Annotated in this window: 24 protein-coding genes; 13 read left to right on the forward strand and 11 right to left on the reverse strand. The window is 61.9% G+C overall.

Features of this window, described 5'->3' with window-relative positions; genetic code table 11:
• Positions 1-2 precede the first annotated feature (2 nt).
• The 7 genes from TX72_RS00965 (at position 3) to TX72_RS00995 (ending at position 9,527) form a co-directional block, all read left to right on the forward strand.
• Positions 3-1,193: an HlyD family secretion protein gene (locus TX72_RS00965; protein ID WP_011127070.1), complete on the forward strand. Its 1,191-nt coding sequence runs from the start codon at positions 3-5 to the stop codon at positions 1,191-1,193.
• 5 nt (positions 1,194-1,198) lie between these two features.
• Positions 1,199-2,449: a glycosyltransferase family 4 protein gene (locus TX72_RS00970; protein WP_011127071.1), complete on the forward strand. Its 1,251-nt coding sequence runs from the start codon at positions 1,199-1,201 to the stop codon at positions 2,447-2,449.
• Between the two features lie 118 nt (positions 2,450-2,567).
• Positions 2,568-4,817 carry an alkaline phosphatase D family protein gene (locus TX72_RS12775; protein ID WP_011127072.1) on the forward strand — a complete coding sequence of 750 codons (2,250 nt, stop codon included), beginning with the start codon at positions 2,568-2,570 and terminating at the stop codon, positions 4,815-4,817.
• A 43-nt stretch (positions 4,818-4,860) separates the two neighbouring features.
• Positions 4,861-6,153 (forward strand): histidine--tRNA ligase, encoded by a 1,293-nt coding sequence (gene hisS / locus TX72_RS00980; protein WP_011127073.1) that lies wholly within the window; start codon positions 4,861-4,863, stop codon positions 6,151-6,153.
• A gap of 1 nt (position 6,154) precedes the next feature.
• Entirely contained in the window at positions 6,155-7,105 is a 951-nt protein-coding gene (locus tag TX72_RS00985) for a UDP-glucuronic acid decarboxylase family protein (protein ID WP_011127074.1), read from the forward strand.
• Positions 7,102-8,505 (forward strand): nucleotide sugar dehydrogenase, encoded by a 1,404-nt coding sequence (locus TX72_RS00990; protein WP_011127075.1) that lies wholly within the window; start codon positions 7,102-7,104, stop codon positions 8,503-8,505. Before TX72_RS00985 ends, TX72_RS00990 begins: the two co-directional genes overlap by 4 nt.
• Positions 8,505-9,527 carry an NAD-dependent epimerase gene (locus TX72_RS00995; RefSeq protein ID WP_011127076.1) on the forward strand — a complete coding sequence of 341 codons (1,023 nt, stop codon included), beginning with the start codon at positions 8,505-8,507 and terminating at the stop codon, positions 9,525-9,527. Before TX72_RS00990 ends, TX72_RS00995 begins: the two co-directional genes overlap by 1 nt.
• Positions 9,528-9,611: 84 nt before the next feature.
• On the opposite strand, the gene TX72_RS01000 is transcribed toward TX72_RS00995, so the two are convergent.
• The 6 genes from TX72_RS01000 to TX72_RS01025 form a co-directional block, all read right to left on the reverse strand.
• On the reverse strand, positions 9,612-9,812 hold the full coding sequence (locus TX72_RS01000; protein ID WP_011127077.1) for a photosystem II reaction center protein J: 201 nt from the start codon (positions 9,810-9,812) through the stop codon (positions 9,612-9,614).
• A gap of 10 nt (positions 9,813-9,822) precedes the next feature.
• Complete coding sequence (gene psbL / locus TX72_RS01005) at positions 9,823-9,942, reverse strand: photosystem II reaction center protein PsbL (protein ID WP_011127078.1); 120 nt, start codon at positions 9,940-9,942, stop codon at positions 9,823-9,825.
• An 8-nt stretch (positions 9,943-9,950) separates the two neighbouring features.
• Entirely contained in the window at positions 9,951-10,088 is a 138-nt protein-coding gene (gene psbF / locus TX72_RS01010) for a cytochrome b559 subunit beta (RefSeq protein WP_011127079.1), read from the reverse strand.
• A gap of 3 nt (positions 10,089-10,091) precedes the next feature.
• Complete coding sequence (gene psbE / locus TX72_RS01015; protein ID WP_011127080.1) at positions 10,092-10,340, reverse strand: cytochrome b559 subunit alpha; 249 nt, start codon at positions 10,338-10,340, stop codon at positions 10,092-10,094.
• A 70-nt stretch (positions 10,341-10,410) separates the two neighbouring features.
• Positions 10,411-11,412 (reverse strand): photosynthesis system II assembly factor Ycf48, encoded by a 1,002-nt coding sequence (locus TX72_RS01020; RefSeq protein ID WP_011127081.1) that lies wholly within the window; start codon positions 11,410-11,412, stop codon positions 10,411-10,413.
• A gap of 5 nt (positions 11,413-11,417) precedes the next feature.
• Positions 11,418-11,834, reverse strand: coding sequence for a rubredoxin (locus tag TX72_RS01025; protein ID WP_011127082.1), 417 nt, complete (start codon positions 11,832-11,834; stop codon positions 11,418-11,420).
• Positions 11,835-11,917: 83 nt separating this feature from the next.
• Here TX72_RS01025 and TX72_RS01030 point away from each other — a divergent pair, with 83 nt between their 5' ends.
• The 3 genes from TX72_RS01030 to TX72_RS01040 are packed head-to-tail and all read left to right on the forward strand — an operon-like array spanning position 11,918 to position 13,586.
• On the forward strand, positions 11,918-12,280 hold the full coding sequence (locus tag TX72_RS01030) for an NAD(P)H-quinone oxidoreductase subunit 3 (RefSeq protein WP_011127083.1): 363 nt from the start codon (positions 11,918-11,920) through the stop codon (positions 12,278-12,280).
• A 2-nt stretch (positions 12,281-12,282) separates the two neighbouring features.
• On the forward strand, positions 12,283-13,023 hold the full coding sequence (gene nuoB / locus TX72_RS01035; RefSeq protein ID WP_011127084.1) for an NADH-quinone oxidoreductase subunit NuoB: 741 nt from the start codon (positions 12,283-12,285) through the stop codon (positions 13,021-13,023).
• Positions 13,020-13,586, forward strand: a complete 567-nt coding sequence (locus tag TX72_RS01040) for an NAD(P)H-quinone oxidoreductase subunit J (protein WP_011127085.1) — start codon at positions 13,020-13,022, stop codon at positions 13,584-13,586. The genes nuoB and TX72_RS01040 overlap by 4 nt, the downstream gene beginning before the upstream one ends.
• On the opposite strand, the gene TX72_RS01045 is transcribed toward TX72_RS01040, so the two are convergent.
• Positions 13,580-14,905 (reverse strand): gluconeogenesis factor YvcK family protein, encoded by a 1,326-nt coding sequence (locus TX72_RS01045; protein ID WP_011127086.1) that lies wholly within the window; start codon positions 14,903-14,905, stop codon positions 13,580-13,582. The genes TX72_RS01040 and TX72_RS01045 overlap by 7 nt on opposite strands.
• A 184-nt stretch (positions 14,906-15,089) precedes the next feature.
• Here TX72_RS01045 and TX72_RS01050 point away from each other — a divergent pair, with 184 nt between their 5' ends.
• Both TX72_RS01050 and TX72_RS01055 read left to right on the forward strand, forming a co-directional pair.
• Positions 15,090-15,845 (forward strand): ABC transporter ATP-binding protein, encoded by a 756-nt coding sequence (locus TX72_RS01050; RefSeq protein WP_011127087.1) that lies wholly within the window; start codon positions 15,090-15,092, stop codon positions 15,843-15,845.
• A 5-nt stretch (positions 15,846-15,850) separates the two neighbouring features.
• Complete coding sequence (locus tag TX72_RS01055) at positions 15,851-16,774, forward strand: MlaD family protein (protein ID WP_011127088.1); 924 nt, start codon at positions 15,851-15,853, stop codon at positions 16,772-16,774.
• 58 nt (positions 16,775-16,832) lie between these two features.
• Here the strand turns inward: TX72_RS01055 and bchD are convergent, their stop codons facing one another.
• Genes bchD through TX72_RS01070 form a run of 3 tightly spaced genes read right to left on the reverse strand, consistent with a single transcriptional unit; the run spans position 16,833 to position 19,571 of the window.
• Positions 16,833-18,941 (reverse strand): magnesium chelatase ATPase subunit D, encoded by a 2,109-nt coding sequence (bchD, locus tag TX72_RS01060; RefSeq protein WP_011127089.1) that lies wholly within the window; start codon positions 18,939-18,941, stop codon positions 16,833-16,835.
• Between the two features lie 49 nt (positions 18,942-18,990).
• Entirely contained in the window at positions 18,991-19,365 is a 375-nt protein-coding gene (locus TX72_RS01065; RefSeq protein WP_011127090.1) for a type II toxin-antitoxin system VapC family toxin, read from the reverse strand.
• A complete protein-coding gene (locus TX72_RS01070) occupies positions 19,353-19,571 on the reverse strand; it encodes a ribbon-helix-helix domain-containing protein (protein ID WP_042502788.1) in 219 nt (72 codons plus the stop codon). Before TX72_RS01070 ends, TX72_RS01065 begins: the two co-directional genes overlap by 13 nt.
• 60 nt (positions 19,572-19,631) lie before the next feature.
• Between TX72_RS01070 and folK the strand changes: the two genes are divergently transcribed.
• Positions 19,632-20,123 (forward strand): 2-amino-4-hydroxy-6-hydroxymethyldihydropteridine diphosphokinase, encoded by a 492-nt coding sequence (gene folK / locus TX72_RS01075; protein WP_011127092.1) that lies wholly within the window; start codon positions 19,632-19,634, stop codon positions 20,121-20,123.
• On the opposite strand, the gene TX72_RS01080 is transcribed toward folK, so the two are convergent.
• Entirely contained in the window at positions 20,065-21,822 is a 1,758-nt protein-coding gene (locus TX72_RS01080) for an ATP-binding cassette domain-containing protein (protein WP_011127093.1), read from the reverse strand. The two genes, folK and TX72_RS01080, sit on opposite strands and share 59 nt — an antisense overlap.
• Between the last annotated feature and the right edge of the window lie 34 nt (positions 21,823-21,856).

A 21,856-nucleotide genomic window follows, 5' to 3' on the forward strand; every position in this document is an offset into this window, starting at 1 on the left:
CCATGAAGCTCAATCCATTCCAGCGTCAGACGTCTCCTACGAACCAGGACAGCTCAGACCTCGTCAACTACGACGAATCGGTGCTGCAGCAGGGTCGGTTCTGGATGAAGACCGTCACCTGGACGATGATCGGCACGACAGTATTTGGCGTGGCTTGGCTTGCCTTGGCTCGCACCGAGGAGATAGTCGTCGCCCCAGGTCAGCTTGAGCCTGTCGGTTCTGTGCAGGACATCCAGATGCCCGTGGGTGGTGTGGCGGACCAGATCCTGGTACAGGAAGGCGATGCCGTGAAGGCAGGGCAGGTGTTGATGAAATTGGACACCGAAGCCAGCGAAGAACAGCGCCTCAGCCTGGAGAAAACGATCAAGCTCAAACAGGAGCAGCTCCGGCTTAAGGCCGAGGAAAAGCAGCGCTATCTCCAGGTGAATAACGAGGAGGTGCAAATGCTTGAGAACAACCTCGCACTTCAAAGTGAGATTCTTGAGCGTTTTGAGGAATTGGAGGAGGCCGGTGCCACCTCCGAGCTGCAATATCTCAGCCAGCAGAACTCTGTTGAGGAAACCCGCGGTCGTCTGATGCAGACCAAGGCGGATCGTTTACGGCAGTTGGCGCTTCTCGATCAGCAGGTGGCACAGTTCAACACAGAAGTGGCCGACCTGCGCGGCCGCCTGGCTCAAGCAAGGGTCACCCTGCGCTACCAACAGCTGAAGTCTCCGGTGGATGGTGTGGTTTTCGATCTCAAGCCAACAGCCACGGGCTTCACCGCCCAGTCCACCCAGACGGTCATGAAGGTTGTTCCCTACGGCTCGCTGGAAGCGAAAGTGGAAGTACCGAGCAACAAGATCGGCTTCGTGACGGTTCCTCCCGGATGCCCCAAGGATCTGGAGAGTTGCATGAAAGCGGATATCAGCATCGATTCCTATCCATCAACGGATTTTGGGGTTCTGGAGGGAAAGGTGACGCGCATCGGATCTGATGCTCTGCCACCCGATCCCCAGGAGCAGCGTCAGGAGCTCAGTTTCCCTGTCACTGTGAAGCTCGATCAGCAGAAGCTGCAGCTGAAAAGCGGTACAACGCTGCCACTGCAAGTCGGCATGAGCCTGACGGCCAACATCAAGTTGCGCAAGGTTTCTTACCTGCAACTGCTGCTGGGTGAGTTCCAGGACAAAGCCGAGTCGCTTCAGCGCCTCTGAGCCAGATGCGAATCCTGTTTGTTCATCAGAACTTCCCGGGTCAATACGTTCACATCGTTCAGAGACTCGCTCAACAGGGCCAGCACCAGATCGTGGCCCTCGGCATCAATGCCTTGGATGCCAACCGACCTTTACCGGAAGAGTTGCAGTACTTCCGCTACCCCCTGGAACGGGGCAACACCAAGGGGATTCATCCTTTGGTGATGGAAACAGAAACGAAGATCATCAGGGCTGAGGGCTGTGCACGGGCGGCGGAACAACTGAAAGCCAAAGGATTCACGCCTGATCTCATCTGTGCTCATCCAGGCTGGGGTGAAGCCCTTTTCCTCAAAGCGATTTGGCCGGACTCACCGCTGCTTTGTTACGAGGAGTTTTTTTATCGAGCTCACGGGTTTGATTCCAATTTCGATCCCGAATTCGACCGGGATTGGTCCTGGCAGGAGCAGGCCCGCCTCAATATGAAAAATGCTTACTTGCATCTCACCCTGGAACAGGCGGACTGGCATGTGTCGCCCACCCATTTTCAGGCCAGCAGCTTTCCGGAGCATTGGCAGCGCCGCATCAGCGTGATCCATGACGGTGTCGACACCAGGCGCGCAGCACCGGTGGCCAATCCAAGGCCGCTGACTCTCCCGGATGGAACCGTTCTGGAGAAAGGTCAGTCGATCATCACCTTTGTGAATCGGAGTCTGGAGCCCTACCGGGGCTGCCATACCTTCCTGCGGGCGATCCCCGATCTTCAGCGCCAGTCACCGGATGCACGCATTGTGATCGTCGGTGAAACCAAGGGTGTCAGTTATGGGTCCCCCTGTCCCGACGGTGAGTGGAAGGATCAATTCCTGGCTGAGATCGAGGGGCACTACGACCCGAGCGGGGTGCATTTTGCAGGGACACTGCCTTACGAGCAGTTCCTGCTGTTGCTGCAGTTGAGCGCCTGCCATGTGTATCTCACCTATCCGTTCGTCTTGAGCTGGAGCTTGCTTGAGGCGATGGCCTGTGGTTGTGCCGTTGTGGGTTCCGACACGGCTCCAGTTCGGGAGGTGATCCGCCACGGCATCAATGGTCTGCTGGTGGATTTCTTCTCTCCGGCCGATCTGGCATCAGCGGTGTCCGAGCTGTTGCGGGATCGCGACCGGGCAGCATCTTTCGGAGCAGAGGCAAGACGCACGGTGGAACGCAGCTATGACCTTGACGTTTGTGTTCAACGTCAGCTGGCCCTGATCGATTTGGTGGCCAGCGGCAGTATTAACGCTTGAACGAAGTGGGGATAGAACTGTTTGAGAAGTTGGTTGTCGTCGAGACATTGATTTGAAATCTGGGCGACATCGCTTTGGCTTTGTCCTATCCAGAATTAACAAAGTCTGAAGAAAAATCGTGACTGCATCCTTTCGGCATGGTGTCGCCTCGGGTGATCCCTATCAGGATTCCTTTGTGATCTGGTCACGCGTGTCTGATGTGGATGGCTCGTCTGCATCTGTGAACTGGGAAGTCTCTTCAAGTCCGAAATTTAAAAAACGTACAATTTTGGATTCGGGAACGATTTCCACAAGTTCGGATCGAGATTGGACTGTCAAGGCACTTCCCGAGGGATTGCAGGCTGGTGAAGACTATTACTACCGCTTCGAAGTGGATGGGGTGGTATCTCCTGTAGGTCACGCCAGTACGTTGCCTGATAAGGCTGCTTCAGTCCGTATGGCAGTTTTGTCATGCGCTAATTTTACAAATACGGAATTTTTTGAGACCTATCGAAGAGTCGCGGAAATCGATGCTGAGCAGCCCTACGATATTATTTTACATGTTGGCGACTATATTTATGAATATGGTCAAGGCGGTTATCCGAGCGCAGAGTCTGCTGTTGAAAACCGTGGCTTTGAGCCCGATAGCGAGTTGCTGAGTCTTGACGATTATAGACAGCGTTATGCGCAGTACCACAGTGATGCTGGTTTACGTGAAATGCATGCATCTGCTCCAATGGTCTCGATCTGGGACGACCACGAAACTGCTAATGACAGTTGGTTAGGAGGTGCTGAAAATCACCAGTCTGAAGTCGAGGGTGATTGGGCCTCTCGTCGTGATGCTGCTCTGCAGGCTTACTACGAGTGGATGCCGATTCGAGAGCCTGCTTTGCGTCGGGATGTTGATTTGGGGACGGATGATTCGCCTCTGACTCAGGGTTTTCGCAGTTTTGACCTGGCTGATCTTGTTACTCTTTATGTACTTGAGACTAGGCTTACGGCAAGGGATGAGCAGCTTGCTTATCCAAATTCTGACGCTGTCGCCGCTCGAATTGGGGACATACTCGCGGATCCACTGCTATTAGCTTCCTACGCCGAGTCTCTGGGTGTTGCTCCCCCCGTTTCAGCGGAGGACCTTGATGGCGTCAACGCTTTATCTGCAGCCTTGATCGATCCAGTGACCCTGGAGTTGGTTGCGGCGACTGTTGCCGATGGGTGGACGAATCCATCTCGAAATCTCCTTGGTCAAGACCAGCAGTCCTGGCTCCAGAGTGGCTTGGCCGGGTCTGATGCTGCTTGGCAGGTGCTTGGTCAGCAGGTCTTAATGCAGTCAATGGCTATACCAGCTGAGCTGCTGCTGAATGCCACGGATCCAGATGTTCTGGCGAAGTATTCGGCCCCCCTTGAAAAGTTGGCGACTGGACAGCCCCTGAATCAAGACGAGTTGGCTTTGTTTGATGAAGCTACTAAGATTCCATACAACCTTGATGCTTGGGATGGCTACGGCGTTGAGAGAGAAACCATTCTTCAAACGGCAGCCGGTCTCGGTAAAAAGTTAGTTTCCCTTGCTGGTGATACACACAACGCATGGGTAGGTGTGCTGGACGCGATGAGTACAGGTGCGGCTATGCCTGGCCAAGTGGTCGGCATTGAATTTGCCACTCCAGGAGTTTCTGCTCCAGGAATAGAAACATACATTGCCCCAGGTCTCGAGCCAATATTTTTAAGTTACACAGAAGGTTTAAAATATACAGACTTAAGTCGGAGGGGTTTCCTTGATATTACCTTTCACGAAGAACACATCACTTCTAGCTATCAGCTTCTAGACCCTGACGAGGGTTGGATCGCCGATGTTTTGCAGTCAGATGATTCCTTCAGCCCACGCCAACTATCCCGGGTTGATGCCACGACAACTGCAGATATCCCAACCGGATTTGCCCACGGAAGGTTCAGAGAAGTCATCCGGGCTGGTGCTGGCAATGACCGCATCGCAGCTGGAGATCGCAAAGGTTATGTCTCCGCTGGAGGTGGTAACGATGACATCGACGGTGGCCGTCGCGCACAACTGCTCCTCGGTGATGAGGGTGATGATGTGATTCGTGGTCGTGGTGGCCCTGACGAGCTCAGGGGTGGTCCCGGCGCAGACAGCCTGAATGGTGGTCCTGGTGATGATTTGATTCTTGGGGGCGCTGGTGCGGACAGTTTCCGCATCAGCAAAGGAGACGACCGCATCGTCGACCTTGATCCTCTTGAAGGAGACGTTCTGCTCTTGCCTGCAGGCCTCGAGCCAACGTTGACTTCGGCTGTTTCTGGCGTCCTTCTCGCGACTGATCGTGGCACCACCCTGTTGGAGGGACTCACCCTGGAGCAGGTGGAGGGGCTGATCTGAGCATTGACGGGCAGACTGGTCCGCTGAACCAGCACCCGGTGTCGTGAGTCAGCTGCAGAGCCTCAGGGGCATGGTGGATCTGTTGCCGGAGACTCTGCAGTGCTGGCAGGCCGTCGAAGCAGTCGCCCGGGAGCATTTCCGCCGCTCCGGTTTCGGCGAGATCCGAACACCGTTGTTGGAAACCACCGATCTGTTCTGCCGTGGCATCGGCGAAGGCACCGATGTGGTGGGCAAGGAGATGTACAGCTTCACCGATCGCGGTGAGCGTGCCTGCACACTGCGGCCAGAGGGCACCGCGTCGGTGGTGCGGGCGGCGCTGCAACACGGCCTGTTGAGCCAGGGCGCCCAGAAGCTTTGGTACGCCGGCCCGATGTTCCGCTATGAGCGGCCACAGGCCGGTCGCCAGCGTCAGTTTCATCAGATCGGTGTGGAGTGGTTGGGGGCGGAGAGCGCCCGCAGCGATGTGGAAGTGATCGCTCTGGCCTGGGATCTGCTGGCTCAGTTGGGCGTTGGTGGCCTCGAGCTGGAAATCAACAGTCTTGGTACGCCTGAGGATCGGCAGGCCTACCGCACAGCGCTGGTGGCCTGGCTGGAGCAGCGGCTGGATCAACTGGATGACGACTCCCGCGCCCGACTCAGCACCAATCCCCTGCGCATTCTCGATTCCAAAAACAAGGACACCCAGGCCTTGCTCGAGCAGGCACCCACCCTGGCCGATGCCCTCAGCTCAGAGAGCCGGCAACGCTTTGATGCGGTTCAGCAGGGGCTGACCGCCCTGGGCATTCCCTTCCGGCTCAATCCGCGGCTGGTGCGGGGTCTGGATTATTACGGCCACACCGCCTTCGAGATCACCAGTGATCAACTGGGGGCGCAGGCCACCGTCTGCGGTGGTGGGCGGTACAACGGTTTGATCGCTCAACTGGGTGGAGCCCCCACGCCGGCCATCGGCTGGGCCTTGGGTATGGAAAGGCTGTTGCTGGTGCTGGAGGCGGCGGCGACGGCCGATCCGGATGGGGCAGCGGCGCGGCTGGTGGCCACGTCCGCACCTGATGCCTATGTGATCAACCGTGGTGACCAGGCGGAAACCATGGCGCTGACCCTCACGCGCGGTCTGCGGGCTGCTGGTCTGGCCGTGGAGCTGGATGGGTCGGGCTCCGCCTTCGGCAAGCAGTTCAAGCGGGCGGATCGTTGCGGTGCCCGTTGGGCTCTGGTGCTGGGCGATGACGAAGCAGCCCGGGCTGAGGTGCGGCTCAAGCCACTGCAGCACGAGGGCGAGGACCGGTCCTGGGCAGTTGCGGACATTGCCGCGATCGTGGAGACGCTGCGCACCCCTTGAGATGCGGATTCACCTCGTGACCGGTGGAGCCGGGTTCCTGGGCTCCCATCTGATCGATCGGCTGATGGAGGCCGGCGATGAGGTGATCTGCCTCGATAACTACTTCACCGGCCGCAAGCGCAACATCGCCCGCTGGATCGGTCATCCCCGCTTCGAGCTGATCCGCCACGACGTCACCGAGCCGATCAGGCTGGAGGTGGATCGGATCTGGCATCTGGCCTGCCCGGCGTCGCCGATTCACTACCAGACCAATCCGGTCAAGACGGCCAAAACCAGTTTCCTGGGCACGTACAACATGCTGGGCCTGGCCCGGCGGGTGGGGGCGCGGCTGTTGCTGGCCAGCACCAGTGAGGTGTACGGCGACCCGGAGGTGCATCCCCAGCCGGAAAGCTATCGGGGTTGTGTCAACCCGATCGGGATTCGCAGCTGTTACGACGAGGGCAAACGCATCGCCGAGACCCTCTGTTTCGACTACCAGCGGATGAATGGTGTGGAGGTGCGGGTGGCCCGCATCTTCAACACCTATGGGCCACGGATGCTGATTGATGACGGCCGGGTGGTGGGCAATTTCATCGTTCAGGCCCTGCGGGGTGACTCCTTGACGCTCTACGGCGATGGCTCCCAGACCCGGTCGTTCTGTTTCGTCAGCGACCTGATCGAGGGGCTGATCAGGCTGATGAATGGTGCCGACACCGGCCCGATCAACCTCGGTAATCCCGATGAATTCACCATCCGTCAGCTGGCGGAACTGGTGCGTCAGCGGATCAATCCAAAGCTGCCGCTGATCGAAAAACCGGTGCCGGAGGACGACCCCCGCCAGCGCCGTCCGCTGATCGATCTGGCCAGGCAGCAGCTGGGCTGGCAGCCGACTGTGTCACTGGAGCAGGGGCTGGGACCGACGATCGACTCCTTCCGTAGTGTCCTTGCACTGGAGGAGGACCGCGGCGCGTGACGATTCAACGGATCTGCTGCATCGGCGCCGGCTATGTGGGCGGCCCGACCATGGCTGTGATCGCAGACCGCTGCCCAGAGATCGAGGTGACGGTGGTGGACATCAACCAGGCGCGGATCGACGCCTGGAATGATGCTGATCTGAGTCGGCTGCCGGTGTACGAGCCAGGGCTGGATGCCGTGGTGGGCCGTGCCCGGGGACGGAATTTGACGTTCTCCACAGCGGTTGAAGCCACCGTCGCGTCAGCAGACATGGTGTTCATTTCCGTGAACACGCCGACGAAAACGAAGGGGCTGGGGGCGGGTCAGGCCAGTGACCTGCGCTGGGTGGAGGCCTGTGCACGCACGGTGGCGAAGGCAGCCACCGGCCACACAATCGTGGTGGAGAAGAGCACGCTGCCGGTGCGCACGGCTGCAGCGATCAAAACGATCCTGGAGGCCGCGCAGGAGGACGATCAGCAGCGCTGCTTTTCGGTGCTTTCCAATCCTGAGTTCCTGGCGGAGGGCACAGCGATCCGGGATCTGGAGGCGCCCGACCGGGTGCTGATCGGTGGCGAGGACGCGGCATCGATCGAGGCGCTGGCGGCGGTTTACAGCCACTGGGTGGACGAGGCGAAGATCCTGCGCACCAACCTCTGGAGCAGTGAGCTGTCGAAGCTCACGGCCAATGCATTTCTGGCGCAGCGGATCAGTTCGATCAACTCCGTCGCGGCACTCTGCGAGGCCACCGGCGCGGATGTGCGGGAGGTGGCCCGGGCGATCGGCACCGACAGCCGCATCGGCCCGAAGTTTCTCAATGCCGGCCCGGGTTTTGGCGGTAGCTGCTTCCAGAAGGACATCCTGAACCTGGTGTATCTGTGCCGGCACTTCGGCTTGCCGGAGGTGGCCGACTACTGGGAGAGCGTGGTGGCGTTGAACACCTGGCAGCAGCACCGGATCGCACAGCTGGTGGTGCAGAAGCTGTTCGGCACGGTGACCGGCAAGCGCCTGGCCATTTTTGGGTTTGCCTTCAAGGCCGACACCAACGACACCCGCGAGGCGCCGGCGATCCGCATCTGCGGCGATCTGCTGGAGGAGGGGGCGCAGCTGGCCATCCACGATCCCAAGGTGGAGCCAGCCCAGATGGCCCGCGACCTGAAGCAGGAGGCGGCAGCGGCGGCTGATGTCCTCAGCGGAACCGGCAGCTGGGCTTTGGCTGAGTCCGTTGAGGAGGCCGTCAGTGGTGCGGATGCGGTGCTGATCCTGACGGAATGGAACGTCTACAGGAATTTGAACTGGGCGGAGCTGGCGGGACGGATGCGCAAACCGGCCTGGCTGTTTGATGCCAGGGCCGTGGCGGATCCCGCAGTGGTGCGGGCGGCAGGCTTGACCCTTTGGCGGGTTGGAGACGGCGAAGACTGATGTCACGTACGGTCCTGGTCACCGGTGCCGCCGGATTTATCGGCGCTGCGCTCTCTCAGCGACTGCTGGCCCGCGGCGAGCGCGTGGTCGGTCTCGACAACCTCAACAGCTACTACGACCCGGCCCTCAAACAGGCGCGTCTGCGTCAGGTCGAGGCCACGGCCTCGAAAGGAGCCTGGCGGTTCGAGCCGATCTCGCTTGAGGACGGCGATGCGTTGACGGCTCTGTTTGCCGAGGAGCGTCCGGATGTGGTGGTGAATCTGGCTGCCCAGGCAGGGGTGCGTTACTCACTGGAGAACCCGGCGGCCTACATCCAGAGCAATCTGGTGGGGTTTGGCCACATCCTGGAAGGCTGCCGTCACCACGACGTTGGTCACCTGGTGTATGCCTCCAGCAGTTCTGTGTATGGCGGCAACCGCAACCTGCCCTTTCACGAGCGCCAACCGGTCAACCACCCGGTAAGCCTGTATGCCGCCAGCAAGAAAGCCAATGAGCTGATGGCACACACCTACAGCCACCTTTACGGGGTGCCGGCCACCGGACTGCGCTTCTTCACGGTCTATGGGCCATGGGGACGGCCGGACATGGCCCCGATGCTGTTCGCCCGGGCGATCCTTGCGGGTGAACCGATCAAGGTGTTCAACCATGGCCGGATGCAGCGTGATTTCACTTATATCGATGACATCGTGGAAGGAGTGCTGCGCTGCTGCGATAAACCAGCTACAGCAAACCCCGATTTCGATCCCCTGCAGCCTGATCCTGCAACGGCGGCGGCGCCGCACCGGGTGTTCAACATCGGCAACAGCCAGCCCACGGAGCTGTTGAGTTTCATCGAGGTGATGGAGCAGGCCCTTGGTCGCGATGCGATCAAAGATTTCCAGCCGATGCAGCCAGGTGATGTCGTGGCCACGGCCGCCGACACCAAGGCATTGGAGGATTGGGTGGGATTCAGGCCCTCAACAGCGATTGAAGCTGGTGTGGCGCAGTTCGCAGAGTGGTACCGGTACTTTTACGGGGTCTGACTCTAGAGCGTGGCCACAAGAGAAGAGGAGGCCACAAAAAAACCGGCCCGAAGGCCGGTTGAACAATCAAACGCAACCTGAAGATCAGGCGGAACCGACGCCGGTATAGGAGCCATAAAAGAACAGGCCGACCACAAACAAAACAGCCATACCACCGGCTGTGGCCACAAGCCACAGGGGCAGAACGCCTTCGGTCCAGCGGGAGCGCCAGGGCACTGCAGGACGGCCATCAGGAAGGCGGTCGGGAATTCGACCATCGGGGAAGGGAGACTTATTGCCACTCATTGGTCGAACCTTAGTTGAAGAAGTAGCTGGACATCAACACGCCGGTGACGAACACAAACAGCAGGCCCAGATAAAGGCTGGTGCGGTTGAGTTCAACCGGCAGGTTGTTGGGGTTGGGGTTGCGTTGCATGGTGCTGATCAGCGACGGATGAATTGCATCGCGGCGAGGGCGCCGAGGAAAAACACAGTCGGAACTCCGAGTGTGTGAAGGGCCAACCAACGCACCGTGAAGATCGGGTAGTTGCGTGGGGTGGTGGCGACGGGGGTCTGTGACATGGGTTATTTCAGGCGGACGTCGAGTTCAGATTTACCCTCGTAGCGCTGGCTCACCACAGGAGCCTTGCTTTCGGAGGCCTGGAAATAAGCATCCGGACGAGGAGTACCGAAAGCGTCGTAGGCAAGGCCGGTGGACACGAACAGGAACCCGGCAAGGAAGATCGATGGAAGAGTCACGAAGTGAATCACCCAGTAGCGGATGCTCGTGATGATTTCGAAGAACGGGCGTTCCCCTGTAGAGCCTGCAGCCATAGCTCATGCGTATCAGCCCAGCAATCTTAGGGGGTGATGCCGGGTCGCCGAGTGAGGCCTGAGCCCTTGGTTACACAGCGTTGCCCACCCAACGCAGCAGGTTGCCGCGCTCACCCAGCACGAAGGCGTGATCCCAATCGAACACCATGCGGGTGAAATTGCTGGGCTGGCGATCGCCCACGGGATCGATCTCCCAGCTGTCAGCACCGTCGCGACTCACCAGCAGGGTTCCGTTGCCGCCGCCGGCCCAGATCGCGCCGTCTTCATCCCAGGCCATATCCATGTAGCCATAACCGTTGGTGATCGGGATGATCGCCTTGGTCCAGCTTTCGAGGTTCCCCGATTCGTCGTTCAGGCGGATCTGAGCCCCACGGGCCACCATCCAGAGGTTGCCGTCGGGTTGGTAGCCGATGCTCTGCAGTCGTTGGCTGCTCACCCGCTGGTGCACCTGCCAGACGGAGTCCCCGGGCTGCCAGGTGGCGTAGAAATTACCCAGGCTGCTCACGCTCACGTAGCTGCCGTCATCACCGCGACGCAGATCACGCACCGCACCAGCGGCATCGGTGACCAGAGCCTCCCAGCTGCCGCCGTCGTCATGGGTCTCGTAGACAGCCCCCACGTTGGTGGCCATTTCGGCGGAGTGGCTTCCCAGTGCCGTGATCAGGTAAGGCTCACCAGGCAGCTTGGTGTCGAGGAACAGACGCGTCCAGTTCTGACCGCCATCGCTGGTGTGCATCAGCAGTCCAGGTTGTCCGGCGATCCAGCCTTCGTCGCCGTTGAAGTCGATGCTGATCAGTCGGAAGTTTTCTTCCTCGGGCAGATCAAGGCTGCGATCGTTCCAGGTGGCCCCTCCATCGTTGGTTTCACGGATCATCCGGTTGCTGCCCACGAGGTAGCCGTGGCGTGAATCCGTGAAGGCCACATCCAGGGGATTGGCCTCGGTGTCGAGGTTGAGGGCCTGCCAAGGGCTGGTGGAAGCGACAGGCAGGCGTGTCGTGACGCAGCCACTGAGGCTCACCCCCAGCACCAGCACCAGCAGCAGATTGATCGCAGAAGAGACGAAGCGCGTCATGGCGTTCAGCGGAGCGAATAGAGGGAGAGGAAGAAGGCGAAGGCCAGGGCGAGACCACCGAAGATCAGAACGTTTTTCTGACCAGGGGTCATGCGATTGACTCCGATGCCGAAATTGAGGTTCTCCTCAAAACCACTGGCTTTGGTGCGGGGGCCGATGTCTCGGAAGGCCGGTTTACGACTGCGGCATACCGGACAGCGGAAGCCGGCCGGGTCGAGATCGTCAAAGGCTGTACCGGCCTCAATTCCCACTTTCTTGACTCCTTCTTCAGGGTCGTAGACATATCCACAGCTGCGGCACTCGAAGCGGTGGGTGCGTGGATCGCTTTCCGGGGGAGCCTCAACAGCGGTGTTTGCCTCATCGGCAACCGGCGGCTGGTCCGTTGTCGGCGGCTGTTCGGCCGGCTGAAGCTCGTCGCTCACCGCTTTATTGCTGTGCGCGCTGACTCTATCCGCGTCAACTCTTGGCAGTGAATGCCAGACTGCCGCTGTGTACTGGGACGTTCATGTTTGCCCTGCCAGGCTACGACGCCTTCCTCGGGTTTTTGCTGATCGCTGCGGCTGTTCCAGCCCTGGCTCTGATCACCAACAAATTCCTGGCGCCCAAGAGCCGCGCCGGGGAGCGCCAGCTCACGTATGAATCCGGGATGGAACCCATCGGTGGCGCCTGGATTCAGTTCAACATTCGCTATTACATGTTCGCCCTGGTCTTCGTCATTTTTGACGTGGAGACAGTCTTTCTCTACCCCTGGGCCGTGGCCTTTCACCGCTTGGGGGTCCTGGCGTTCATCGAAGCGCTCATCTTCATCACCATCCTGTTGGTCGCCTTGGCCTACGCCTGGCGCAAGGGCGCCCTCGAGTGGAGCTAGCTATGTCAGATCTCACCTCTCCTTCCATCACTGCAGTGCGCGACTTGCGGGAAGCCAGCTGCGGTCCGATCGGTGCCCCTGCGGTCACCAGTGACCTGAGCGAGAACGTCATCCTCACCAGCCTGGATGACCTTCACAACTGGGCCCGTCTCAGCAGCCTCTGGCCTCTGCTTTACGGAACGGCTTGTTGCTTCATTGAATTCGCAGCGCTGCTGGGATCGCGCTTTGATTTCGACCGCTTCGGTCTGGTTCCCCGCAGTTCGCCACGTCAGGCCGACCTCCTGATCGTTGCTGGCACGGTGACGATGAAAATGGCTCCAGCTCTTGTTCGGTTGTACGAGCAGATGCCCGAGCCGAAATATGTGATTGCGATGGGCGCCTGCACGATCACCGGAGGCATGTTCAGCGCCGACTCCACCACTGCCGTGCGTGGCGTGGACAAGCTGATTCCCGTTGATCTCTACATGCCCGGTTGCCCACCGCGGCCGGAGGCAATTTTTGATGCGGTGATCAAACTGCGCAAGAAGGTTGGCGATGAATCCCTCGCCGAGCGTCGCAAGCACGTTCAGACCCACCGCTATTTCACGGTCTCCCATCAGATGAAGCGTGTTGAAGAGCAGGTGACCGGCTCCTATCTCCGGGCTGAGACCCAGAAAGCTGCCCTTGCCGCCGCCCCCGCTGGTCAGACGCTGGCCACCGATGCCGCCGTTCTTACCCCCGCACTTGAAGCTGTCGAGTCATGAGCGAAACCTCGAAGATTCCTCCTGCCTCCACCGAGGACACCTCTGCGGTTGTCGCCCCTGCGGCGGGGCCTGTGAGCCAGTGGCTGCAGCAGCAGGGCTTCGAACATCAGGCTCTCGAACCCGATCACGTCGGCATCGAGCAGATCGGTGTTGACGCTGCGGTGCTTCCGATCATCGCTGCAGCGTTGAAAAGCAATGGTTTCGATTACCTCCAGTGCCACGGCGGTTACGACGAAGGCCCCGGCGAACGCCTCGTTTGCTTCTATCACTTATTGGCCATGGCTGAGCAGCTGGAGGCCATGGCGTCTGACCCAGCAGCCCAATTGCGGGAAGTGCGGTTGAAGGTCTTCCTCAGCCGTGAAGGAACACCAGTTCTTCCTTCGATTTACGGACTGTTCCGCGGTGCCGACTGGCAGGAGCGGGAAACATTCGACATGTATGGCATTCAATTCGACGGCCATCCCCACCCCAAACGCCTGCTGATGCCGGAAGACTGGAAGGGTTGGCCGCTGCGCAAGGATTATGTGCAGCCGGATTTCTACGAAATGCAGGACGCCTACTGATCCCGTTCACGGCGATGGCCTCTGTAGAACCGCATCACCGCCAGGGCGAGACTGCGTGAGTCATGTCGGAGTGTGGCGGTTGGTCTGGCTCCTTGAAGGGGAGCTTGGGTGACGTCGTACCCGTCACTGCGTAGATCGTCCGCATCACAGACCACGGGCTGAGCACCGCGGGACCGGTAATGCTCCACCAGGGGCGAATCGTCCAGATCATCCTGAGCCAGGACGGCTGTGAACAGCCGTTGGTCGATGCCGAGGCTGGCCAGCTGTGCTTCGATCGCCCGCAGATGTCCACGCACATCCAGGCCATCCGTTTCCCCGGGTTGGGTCATCAGGTTGCAGATGTACAGACGAGGCGCTCGGCTTCTACGGATGGCGCTGACCAGTTCCGGCACCAGCAGGTTGGGAAGCAACGAGGTGTAGAGGCTGCCTGGGCCCAGCAGGATCAGATCGGCACTGGCGATCGCCTCCAGGGCTCGGGGCAATGCTGGGGGACGTTCCGGCAGGCAGCCCAGCCGCACGATCGGGCTGGGGGCATGGCCGATGTTGCTTTCCCCCTCAATTCGATCACCATTCTCGAGCTCCGCCCAGAGCCGTACATCCACATTTGTGGCGGGCACCACTTGTCCCTGCACCGCCAGCACCCGACTGGAGGCCGTGATGGCGGTTTCCAGATTTCCGGTGATCGCCGTCAGGGCAGAAAGGAACAGGTTGCCGAAGCTGTGGCCTTCCAGCCCGCTGCCGGCGGTGAAGCGGTACTGGAAGAGGCGGGTGAGCAGGGGTTCTTCGGTGGAGAGCGCTGCAAGGCAGTTGCGGATGTCCCCGGGGGGAAGCACCCCCAGCTCCCGCCGCAGTCGGCCGCTGCTGCCGCCGTCGTCGGCCACGGTGACGATGGCGGTGATGTGGCTGCTGTAACGCTTCAGGCCACTCAAGAGGGTCGAGAGACCGGTGCCGCCGCCGATGGCCACGATGTTCGGGCCGCGGTTGAGGCGGCTCTGGGTGCGGAGAGCATCTACCAGCACCGTGTCCTTGTCTGGGGCGAGGGCCTGCTGGATCGCCCCGAAACTGCGGCTCTGCCCCCAGAGCACCAGGCTGGTGCCGACGATCAACACCAACGGGCCGGTGATTTCGCGCGGCAGCACGGTGGTGATCGTGCTCAGAAACCAGCTGAGGGTTTCGAGAATCCAGTAGATCGGTTTGAGATCCGCCCAGACCGCGGCCCCCAGCAGGGCCATCATCAGGCCGAGCCCTGAGGTCAGCACCCAGCGTTTGACCACCAGACCCGGTTGCAGCCAGCGGACAGCCCGCTGGGAGCGCGTCATCAGGTCCCGCCGGCGATAGGCCCGCAGCACCCTGGCTTGACGACGTTTGCTGTGCGGTGTGACGGGCGGCAAGGGCCGGAGAGTCCGGTCGTTGTTTGAACTGTACGGAGCCCGATGGGGCACGCCAGGATGGATGTGATTTTCGTCCCAGCGCGTGAGCCAGTCCCAGCAGCCGGTGGTCGAGATGCGGGATCTGACGATGCAGTGGGGCGCCCGGCCGGTGCTGGATCGCGTCAGTTTGGTGATGCAGCCAGGGGAGCGCCTGGCGGTGGTGGGGCCTTCTGGTGCAGGCAAATCAACGGTTCTGCGCCTGCTGGCAGGGCTGCAGCTGCCCACGAGCGGTGAATTAAGGCTGTTTGAGCGACCGCAGACCTACCTGCGGCTGGATCAGACCGACCCTCCCGATGTGCGGCTGGTGTTCCAGAACCCGGCTCTGCTGGCGTCGTTGACGGTGGAGCAGAACGTCGGTTTCCTGCTGCGGGAACAGGGGCAGCTGACGCGGGAGGAGATCCGCGAGCGGGTGGAGGCCTGCCTCGAAGCGGTGGGGTTGTTTGATGTCGCCCACCAGTACCCCGGGGAATTGAGCGGTGGCATGCAGAAACGGGTCAGCTTTGCCCGCGCGCTGATTGACAACCCGCAGCGGGGAGATGAGGCGATGCCACTGTTGCTCTATGACGAGCCCACGGCGGGGTTGGATCCCGTGGCCTGCACCCGGATCGAGGATCTGATTGTCAAGACCACCACCGTGGCGAAAGGTTGCTCCGTGGTGGTCAGTCACGTGCGCAGCACGATCGAGCGTTCAGCAGAGCGGGTGGTGATGGTCTACGGGGGGCACTTCCAGTGGTCTGGCTCGGTGGAGGAGTTCCGCACGACCGACAACCCCTATGTCGAGCAGTTCAGGACCGGTAGCCTGCGCGGACCGATGCAGCCCTCACACTGATTGCCATGCGACGCAGTGTTCGAGACGCGCTTGTTGGATTCACCGTGATCGGCGGCATTGTTGGCTTTGCAGCCACGGCGATGTGGATGCGGGGCATCCGGCTGGGGTCCGGCCATTGGACTGTGACGGCATCGTTCAGTGATGCCGGTGGTCTGGCGGAACGCTCGCCTGTGACTTATCGCGGCATCCTTGTGGGGTCGGTGCGATCTGTGCGGGTCACCCCTGAGGCGGTGGTTGCGGAACTGGAGATCGACAAGGGAGATCTGCGATTGGCCCTGCCGGTGACGGCCACGGTGGCCTCCGGTTCCCTGCTCGGCGGAGATGCCCAGGTGGCTCTGGTGAGTCGCGGTACCCCGCTTCCTGAGAGCGCACCGCTGCCGCAGGCCGGCAGCTGCGAAACGAGTCGTCAGCTCTGTGATGGCGCCGCGATTCAGGGGCAGGAAGCCCCAAGCCTCACCACGGTGACCGAAAGCCTGCAGTTGCTGCTGTCCCAGGCGAAGGACGCTCAGTTGGTGCCCAACCTGGCCAAATCCACCAAGCAGTTCGAGCAGACCGCGATCGATGCATCGAAGTTTCTCACCAACGCTGATGCAACCTCGCGGGAGATCGACGCACTTGTGGAGCAGCTGCGGGTGGAGATCGCCAGAGCCCAACCCATGATCGAGAACCTCAATGCCGCGACTGCCAATGCGGTGCAGGCATCGGTGCATGTGAACAACATCGTGACTGCTCTAGACAACCCTAAGACCCTCAATGAGCTGCGTCAGACCGCAGCCAATGCTGCTGAGCTCACGGCCAAGATCGATTCAGTGGGAGGGGATGTGGCCAATCTCACAGCTGATCCGGCGTTCATGGCCGGCCTGCGCAATGTGACCATCGGTCTCGGTGAATTGTTTGCAGAGGTGTATCCCGCCGAAACCAGCGAGTAGGCACGATATCGCAACTATTTTGTTGCGATATCGGCTAAATATCGTGCCAGTTGAAGCGTCAGATGTCGTTGATGGCATTCATCGCCACCGCCGCAATCGCCTGATCGCTGGCCTTGGGCAGTTGCACGTATTTGCCTCCAGCCGCTTCGGCGAGGTCCTTGCCCATGCCGCTGCCGATGAACTTGCGCTCGGTGTCGATCACCAGCAGCTTGATGCCGAGCATCCGGTAGCGGCTGGCCACGTCCAGCACCTCCTGCTTCAGGTCGGGTTTCTCCTCGCCCTCCAGCTCGGGTTGGCCCAGGGAGGTGCTCAGGGGCACGTTGCCTCGGCCGTCCGTGATGGCCACCACCACCACCTGGCCGAGATCCCCTGTGGCCAGTGCATTGGCGCCGACGCGGGCCGCCTGGGTGAGGCCATGGGCCAGCGGTGAACCACCGCCACAGGGCATCGATTCCAGCCGCCGGCGGGCGGCTGTGATCGAGCGGGTGGGGGGCAGCAACACCTCGGCCTGATCGCCGCGGAAGGGGATCAGGGCCACCTCGTCGCGGTTTTCGTAGGCCTCAGTGAGCAGTCGAATCACGGCACCCTTGGCGCTTTGCATCCGATTCAGGGCCATCGAACCGCTGGCATCCACCAGGAACACCACCAGGGCGCCGGCCTTGCGCTGCAGCAACTTGGCGCGGAGGTCGCCTTCTTCCACGATCACCGAACGGCCTGGTTCTCGCTCTCGACGGATCTTCTGGTATGGCGCAGCCGCCCGCAGGGTGGCGTCCACGGCGATGCGGCGCACCGGTCCGCGCGGCAGCATCGGTTTCACGTAGCGGCCGCGGCTGTCGCTGAGCACCACCGATCGGCTGCCGCTGTTGCCGCTCTTGGCCTTGGCGGCATTAAACAGCAGCAGATCGGGATCCACCTCGATCGCCTCCGGGTCGAGAATGAACTCTTCGGGAACGGCTGGAGGGGCCTGATCCTCTTCGCCGTCACCGTCGTCGTCTTCCGTGTCGTTGTCGTCGTTGCTGTCCTCAGGAGGATCGCTGTCCTCCTCATCGGAGCCCTCCGGTGGTGGGGGCGGGTTGTCTTGCTGTTGATCGCCCTGGTCCTGGGGCGGTGGTGGAGGCTCCTGGTCCTGCGGCGGCGGTGGTTCCATTTGCTGGTCCGGTGGCGGCATCTGGGAGGCCCGCGGTGCGATCACCAGAGCCACGGCCACCTGCAGATCGTCGGCCTCCACGGTGTCGCGGCCGGAGAGGGCGGCATGGGCCCGGGCCACCCGAACCGCGTAAAGCTCGGAGCGATGTCCCTCCACACCGCCGCGGATCGCCTCGGTGACGAGGTATTCGATCTGCTCGCGACTGATCAACACATCCGGCAGCCACTGGCGAGCCAGCAGCAGCTGGGTGGCCAGGGCATCGGTCTCCTCGCCCCACTTCTGAGCAAAGCTGCGGCTGCATTGGCCGTGGCTGAGCACGGCGCCGGTGATCTCCACCCGCTGCTCGGTGCTCACCACTTGGTTGGCCGAGAGCGCAATGGCGAAGCGATCGAGCAGGTGATCGCGAACGTTGCCTTCCTCCGGGTTGTACGTGGCGATCAACAGGGGCCGGCAGGGGTGGCTGAGGCTGAGGCCTTCCCGTTCTACCCGGTTTTCGCCGCTGCCCACGGCCGCCAGCATCAAATTGACGATGCCGTCGTCCAGCAGGTTCAGTTCATCGACATAGAGCACGCCGCGGTGGGCATCCGCCAGCAAACCCGGCTGGAACACGGCGCTGCCGCTGGCCAAGGACGCGGCCACATCCAGCGCACCCACCAACCTGTCTTCGGTAATCCCCAGAGGGATCTGCACAAAAGGTGCTGGGATCACCTTGGAGGGGGGCTCACCGCTGATGCGCTCCCGGGTGGTGTCATCCCACTCCTCAGGGTTCTGCGGATCGAGGTTGCGACCGACGCCGTTGTCGACATCGAGGATGTCGATGGGCGGCAACAGCGCATGGAGGCCACGGGCCAGAACGGATTTACCGGTGCCGCGCCCGCCGGCGATCACCACGCCGCCGAGGCCTGGATCAACCGCCGCCAGCAACAGCGCCAGCTTGAGGGTGCCGTGGCCTGTGATGGCGGCCAGGGGAAAGGCTCGGGTCGCCCGGTCGTCGGTCACCGCAACACCGCTTGCCACCATGGACGCGTTCAGCCCGCATGTGCGCGCCAGTCTCGCTGATGCCCCGCGTTCAGAGTGAGTAGGGGTGCAGCACGTCGCCCAGGCTGAGGGGGAAGTCCTTGCTGTTGCGCGTGGCCAGGGCCAGGCCATGGCAACGGGCCGTGGCCAGGATGATCGCTTCAGGCACTTTGAGACCATGCCGCCGGCGGGCCTGCACAGATTCCCGCGCGACGTCGCGGTCCAGTGAAAGCCGCTCGAAGGAATCCAGCCAGGCTTCCACGGTCTGGCTTTCCGCGGTGCGGCAGCCGACCAGCACTTCGATCCAGGTGATCACGCTGACGGCGGGCTGCTGCTGCTCTTCAAGCCAGTCGCGTGCCGTGGTTTCTCCTTTCAGGACGTCGATCAGCACATTGGTGTCGAGGAGCAGTCGCATCAGCGCGTCCATTCCTGCCGCAGCTCGGATTCGAGCGTCAGGGCATCAGCGTTGCGGTCGCGCCAGAGGCCGAACACGTCTGCGGATCGGGGGTGCTGGTGTTGCAGCCAGAGGTGCAGCGCTTCGCGGATCGCTGCGGCACGGGAGAGGCCCCGCTGACGACAATGGGCATCGAGCACAGCGCGTTCGTCCTCAGGGAGGTCGATGATCGTGCGCATGCAGTCAGCGTTATCAGATGTCGTCATCATAGATTCAATGTCATTCCTGTCAGTTCGCGCGTGTCTGTTGCGCCCACTGCCGGCAACGACCTGGGGGTTGCCCTGGGGGCCAACCGATCCAGTGCGGTGGGATCACCCCGCGCCACGCTGCTGGCGGTGAGGCCACTGCTCGAGGAGCAGGTGCAGGTCTGGTCCTCTCAGGCTCTTGGTTTTCGCTGGTCGGAGCTGCATGACACCACCCCTGTCGGTGGCCCCCCCGATCAGCCCTGTTACTGCAATGCGGTGCTGCTGGTGGAGGGGCTGAAGGCCCCGCCGGGCGAGGCAGCCGCCCTGCAATTGCTGGATGCGCTGCAGGGGTTGGAGCAGCAGTTCGGCCGCGACCGATCGCTGGAACAGCGTTGGGGTCCCCGCAGCCTCGATCTAGACCTGCTGTTCTGGGGGGAGTTCCGGCTGGAGCACCCGCGGCTGCTCTTGCCTCACCCCCGCCTGCACCTCAGGACGTTCGTGCTGGCGCCGCTGCTGGAGGCGATGCAGGGGTCGGCGTCACGGTGATCACTTGATCGGCCTGGGCCAACAGCTCTGAGTCGTGACTGCTGATCAGCATCAGCCGCTGCTGGGCGCGTTCGCGAATCACCGAACGCACGTGCTCAGCGGCTTTGGCATCCAGAAAAGCCGTCGGTTCATCGAGCACTTCGAATGGCTTGTCGCGCAGCCAGGCCCGCAGCAGCCCCAGCCGATGAATCTCTCCGCCGGAGAAGGGGTCCTGCGCCAGGGCCAGCGGTGCATCCAGTCCGCCAGGGCGTTCCAGCAGGTGGGCCAGCCCCAACCGTTGCAGCCAGGTTTCGATCGCGTCCTGATGGTGATCGGCCCCCAATAGCAGGTTCTCGCGCAGGCTCGCTTCAAACAGCACCGCGTTCTGGGGGGCGTAGGCAATCAGCTGATGCATCTGCCGCGCCCCGGCCAGCCCGCTCAGTCGCCAGGTGTTGCCGGCGCCGTTCAGCTGCCAGTGACTGTCTTCCTCGTTGAGCAGTCCACAGACGCGATCGATCAACGTCGTCTTGCCGCTGCCGGAGGGCCCGGTGATCGCCACCAACCCGTTGGCGTACATGTCAAGCGACGTCAGGCCTGTGGAGGTGTCAGCACCGCTGCTCCAGTGCAGCTCATTCCAGCGCGCTGTCGAGAGCGTCGTCAGGCTGGCATCAGCAATCGTGCGGTCGCTGGCGTCGCCCTGGCGGGGGACCAGTTGACCGCGCCGCTGGCGCAGCGCCTCATAGCCCGGCAGGTTGCCCAGGCAGAGCCGGCGCGCCTGCACCACCGTGCTCAGGGACGCACTGGCCCGGTAGGCCAGCACCAGGGTGGTGGTGAGCGTTTCGGCGGTCAGGGTCTCGCCTTGCAGCAGCATCCACACGCCGGCGACGGCCACCACCAGGGTGTCGCGCCAGGCGTTGTAGCCGGCCCGACGCCGCACCCGTTCCCGCAGCAGCCAGCGTCCTTCCGCTGTTTCCTTGGCGAAGCGCTGCAGCAGCCAGCCTTCCGCCGTTGCGGCGCGCAGGGCCTTGAGCCCGTGCAGCCCGTCCCCGACGGTGCGCTGCAGGGCTGTATTCAGTCGGCTTTGGATCCGCCCGAGTCCCCAACTGCCGGAGCGTTGCAGCAGGGCCGCTGCCGTGGTGGCCAGCAAGGCGAGCAACAGCGGCCAGGCTGTGGCCTGGCCCACCAGCACCACGCTGGCGAGGTAGATGCCCATGGCCAGCAGCGACTGCCCCATCCGCACCGCTTGGTCCAGGCTCAGGGCCGTGCGGTTGATGTCGGCCATCAACAGGGCGAGCAGCTCGCCGCGCCCCAGCTGATCGAGTTGCGCCGACGAGGCTTCAAATACCTGATGCAGCAGCTGTTGGCGCAGCCGATCGGTGAAGCCGGAGCGCAGCCGCTCTCGGTTGATATCGACCTGGGCTTGAATCAGACCCCGCAGAAGGATCAGGCCCACCAGCAGCCCGAGGCTCGCGGCAACGGGAAGCCCGCTGATCAGGGGTGCGGTGTCCGTGCTGGATCCTGACCCCAGCAGCAGCGTCACCGCCAGGCCGAGGCCGGCGATGTCAAGCAGGCTGCTGAGGCAGCTCAGTCCGCTCAGCCAGGCCAGATGGCGCCACCCCGCCTCGAGGGCCAGGGCTTTGAGCAGTTGGACCTGGCGCCGACGGGGCAGTGGTTGCGGGCCTGTTTCGTTCAAGGCAGACGACACGGGGGCTGGGTTCACCCGCCATGCTGGGCCTCAGCAATGCCCCTGAGCC

The organism is Parasynechococcus marenigrum WH 8102, from assembly GCF_000195975.1.
GTDB lineage: Bacteria > Cyanobacteriota > Cyanobacteriia > PCC-6307 > Cyanobiaceae > Parasynechococcus > Parasynechococcus marisnigri.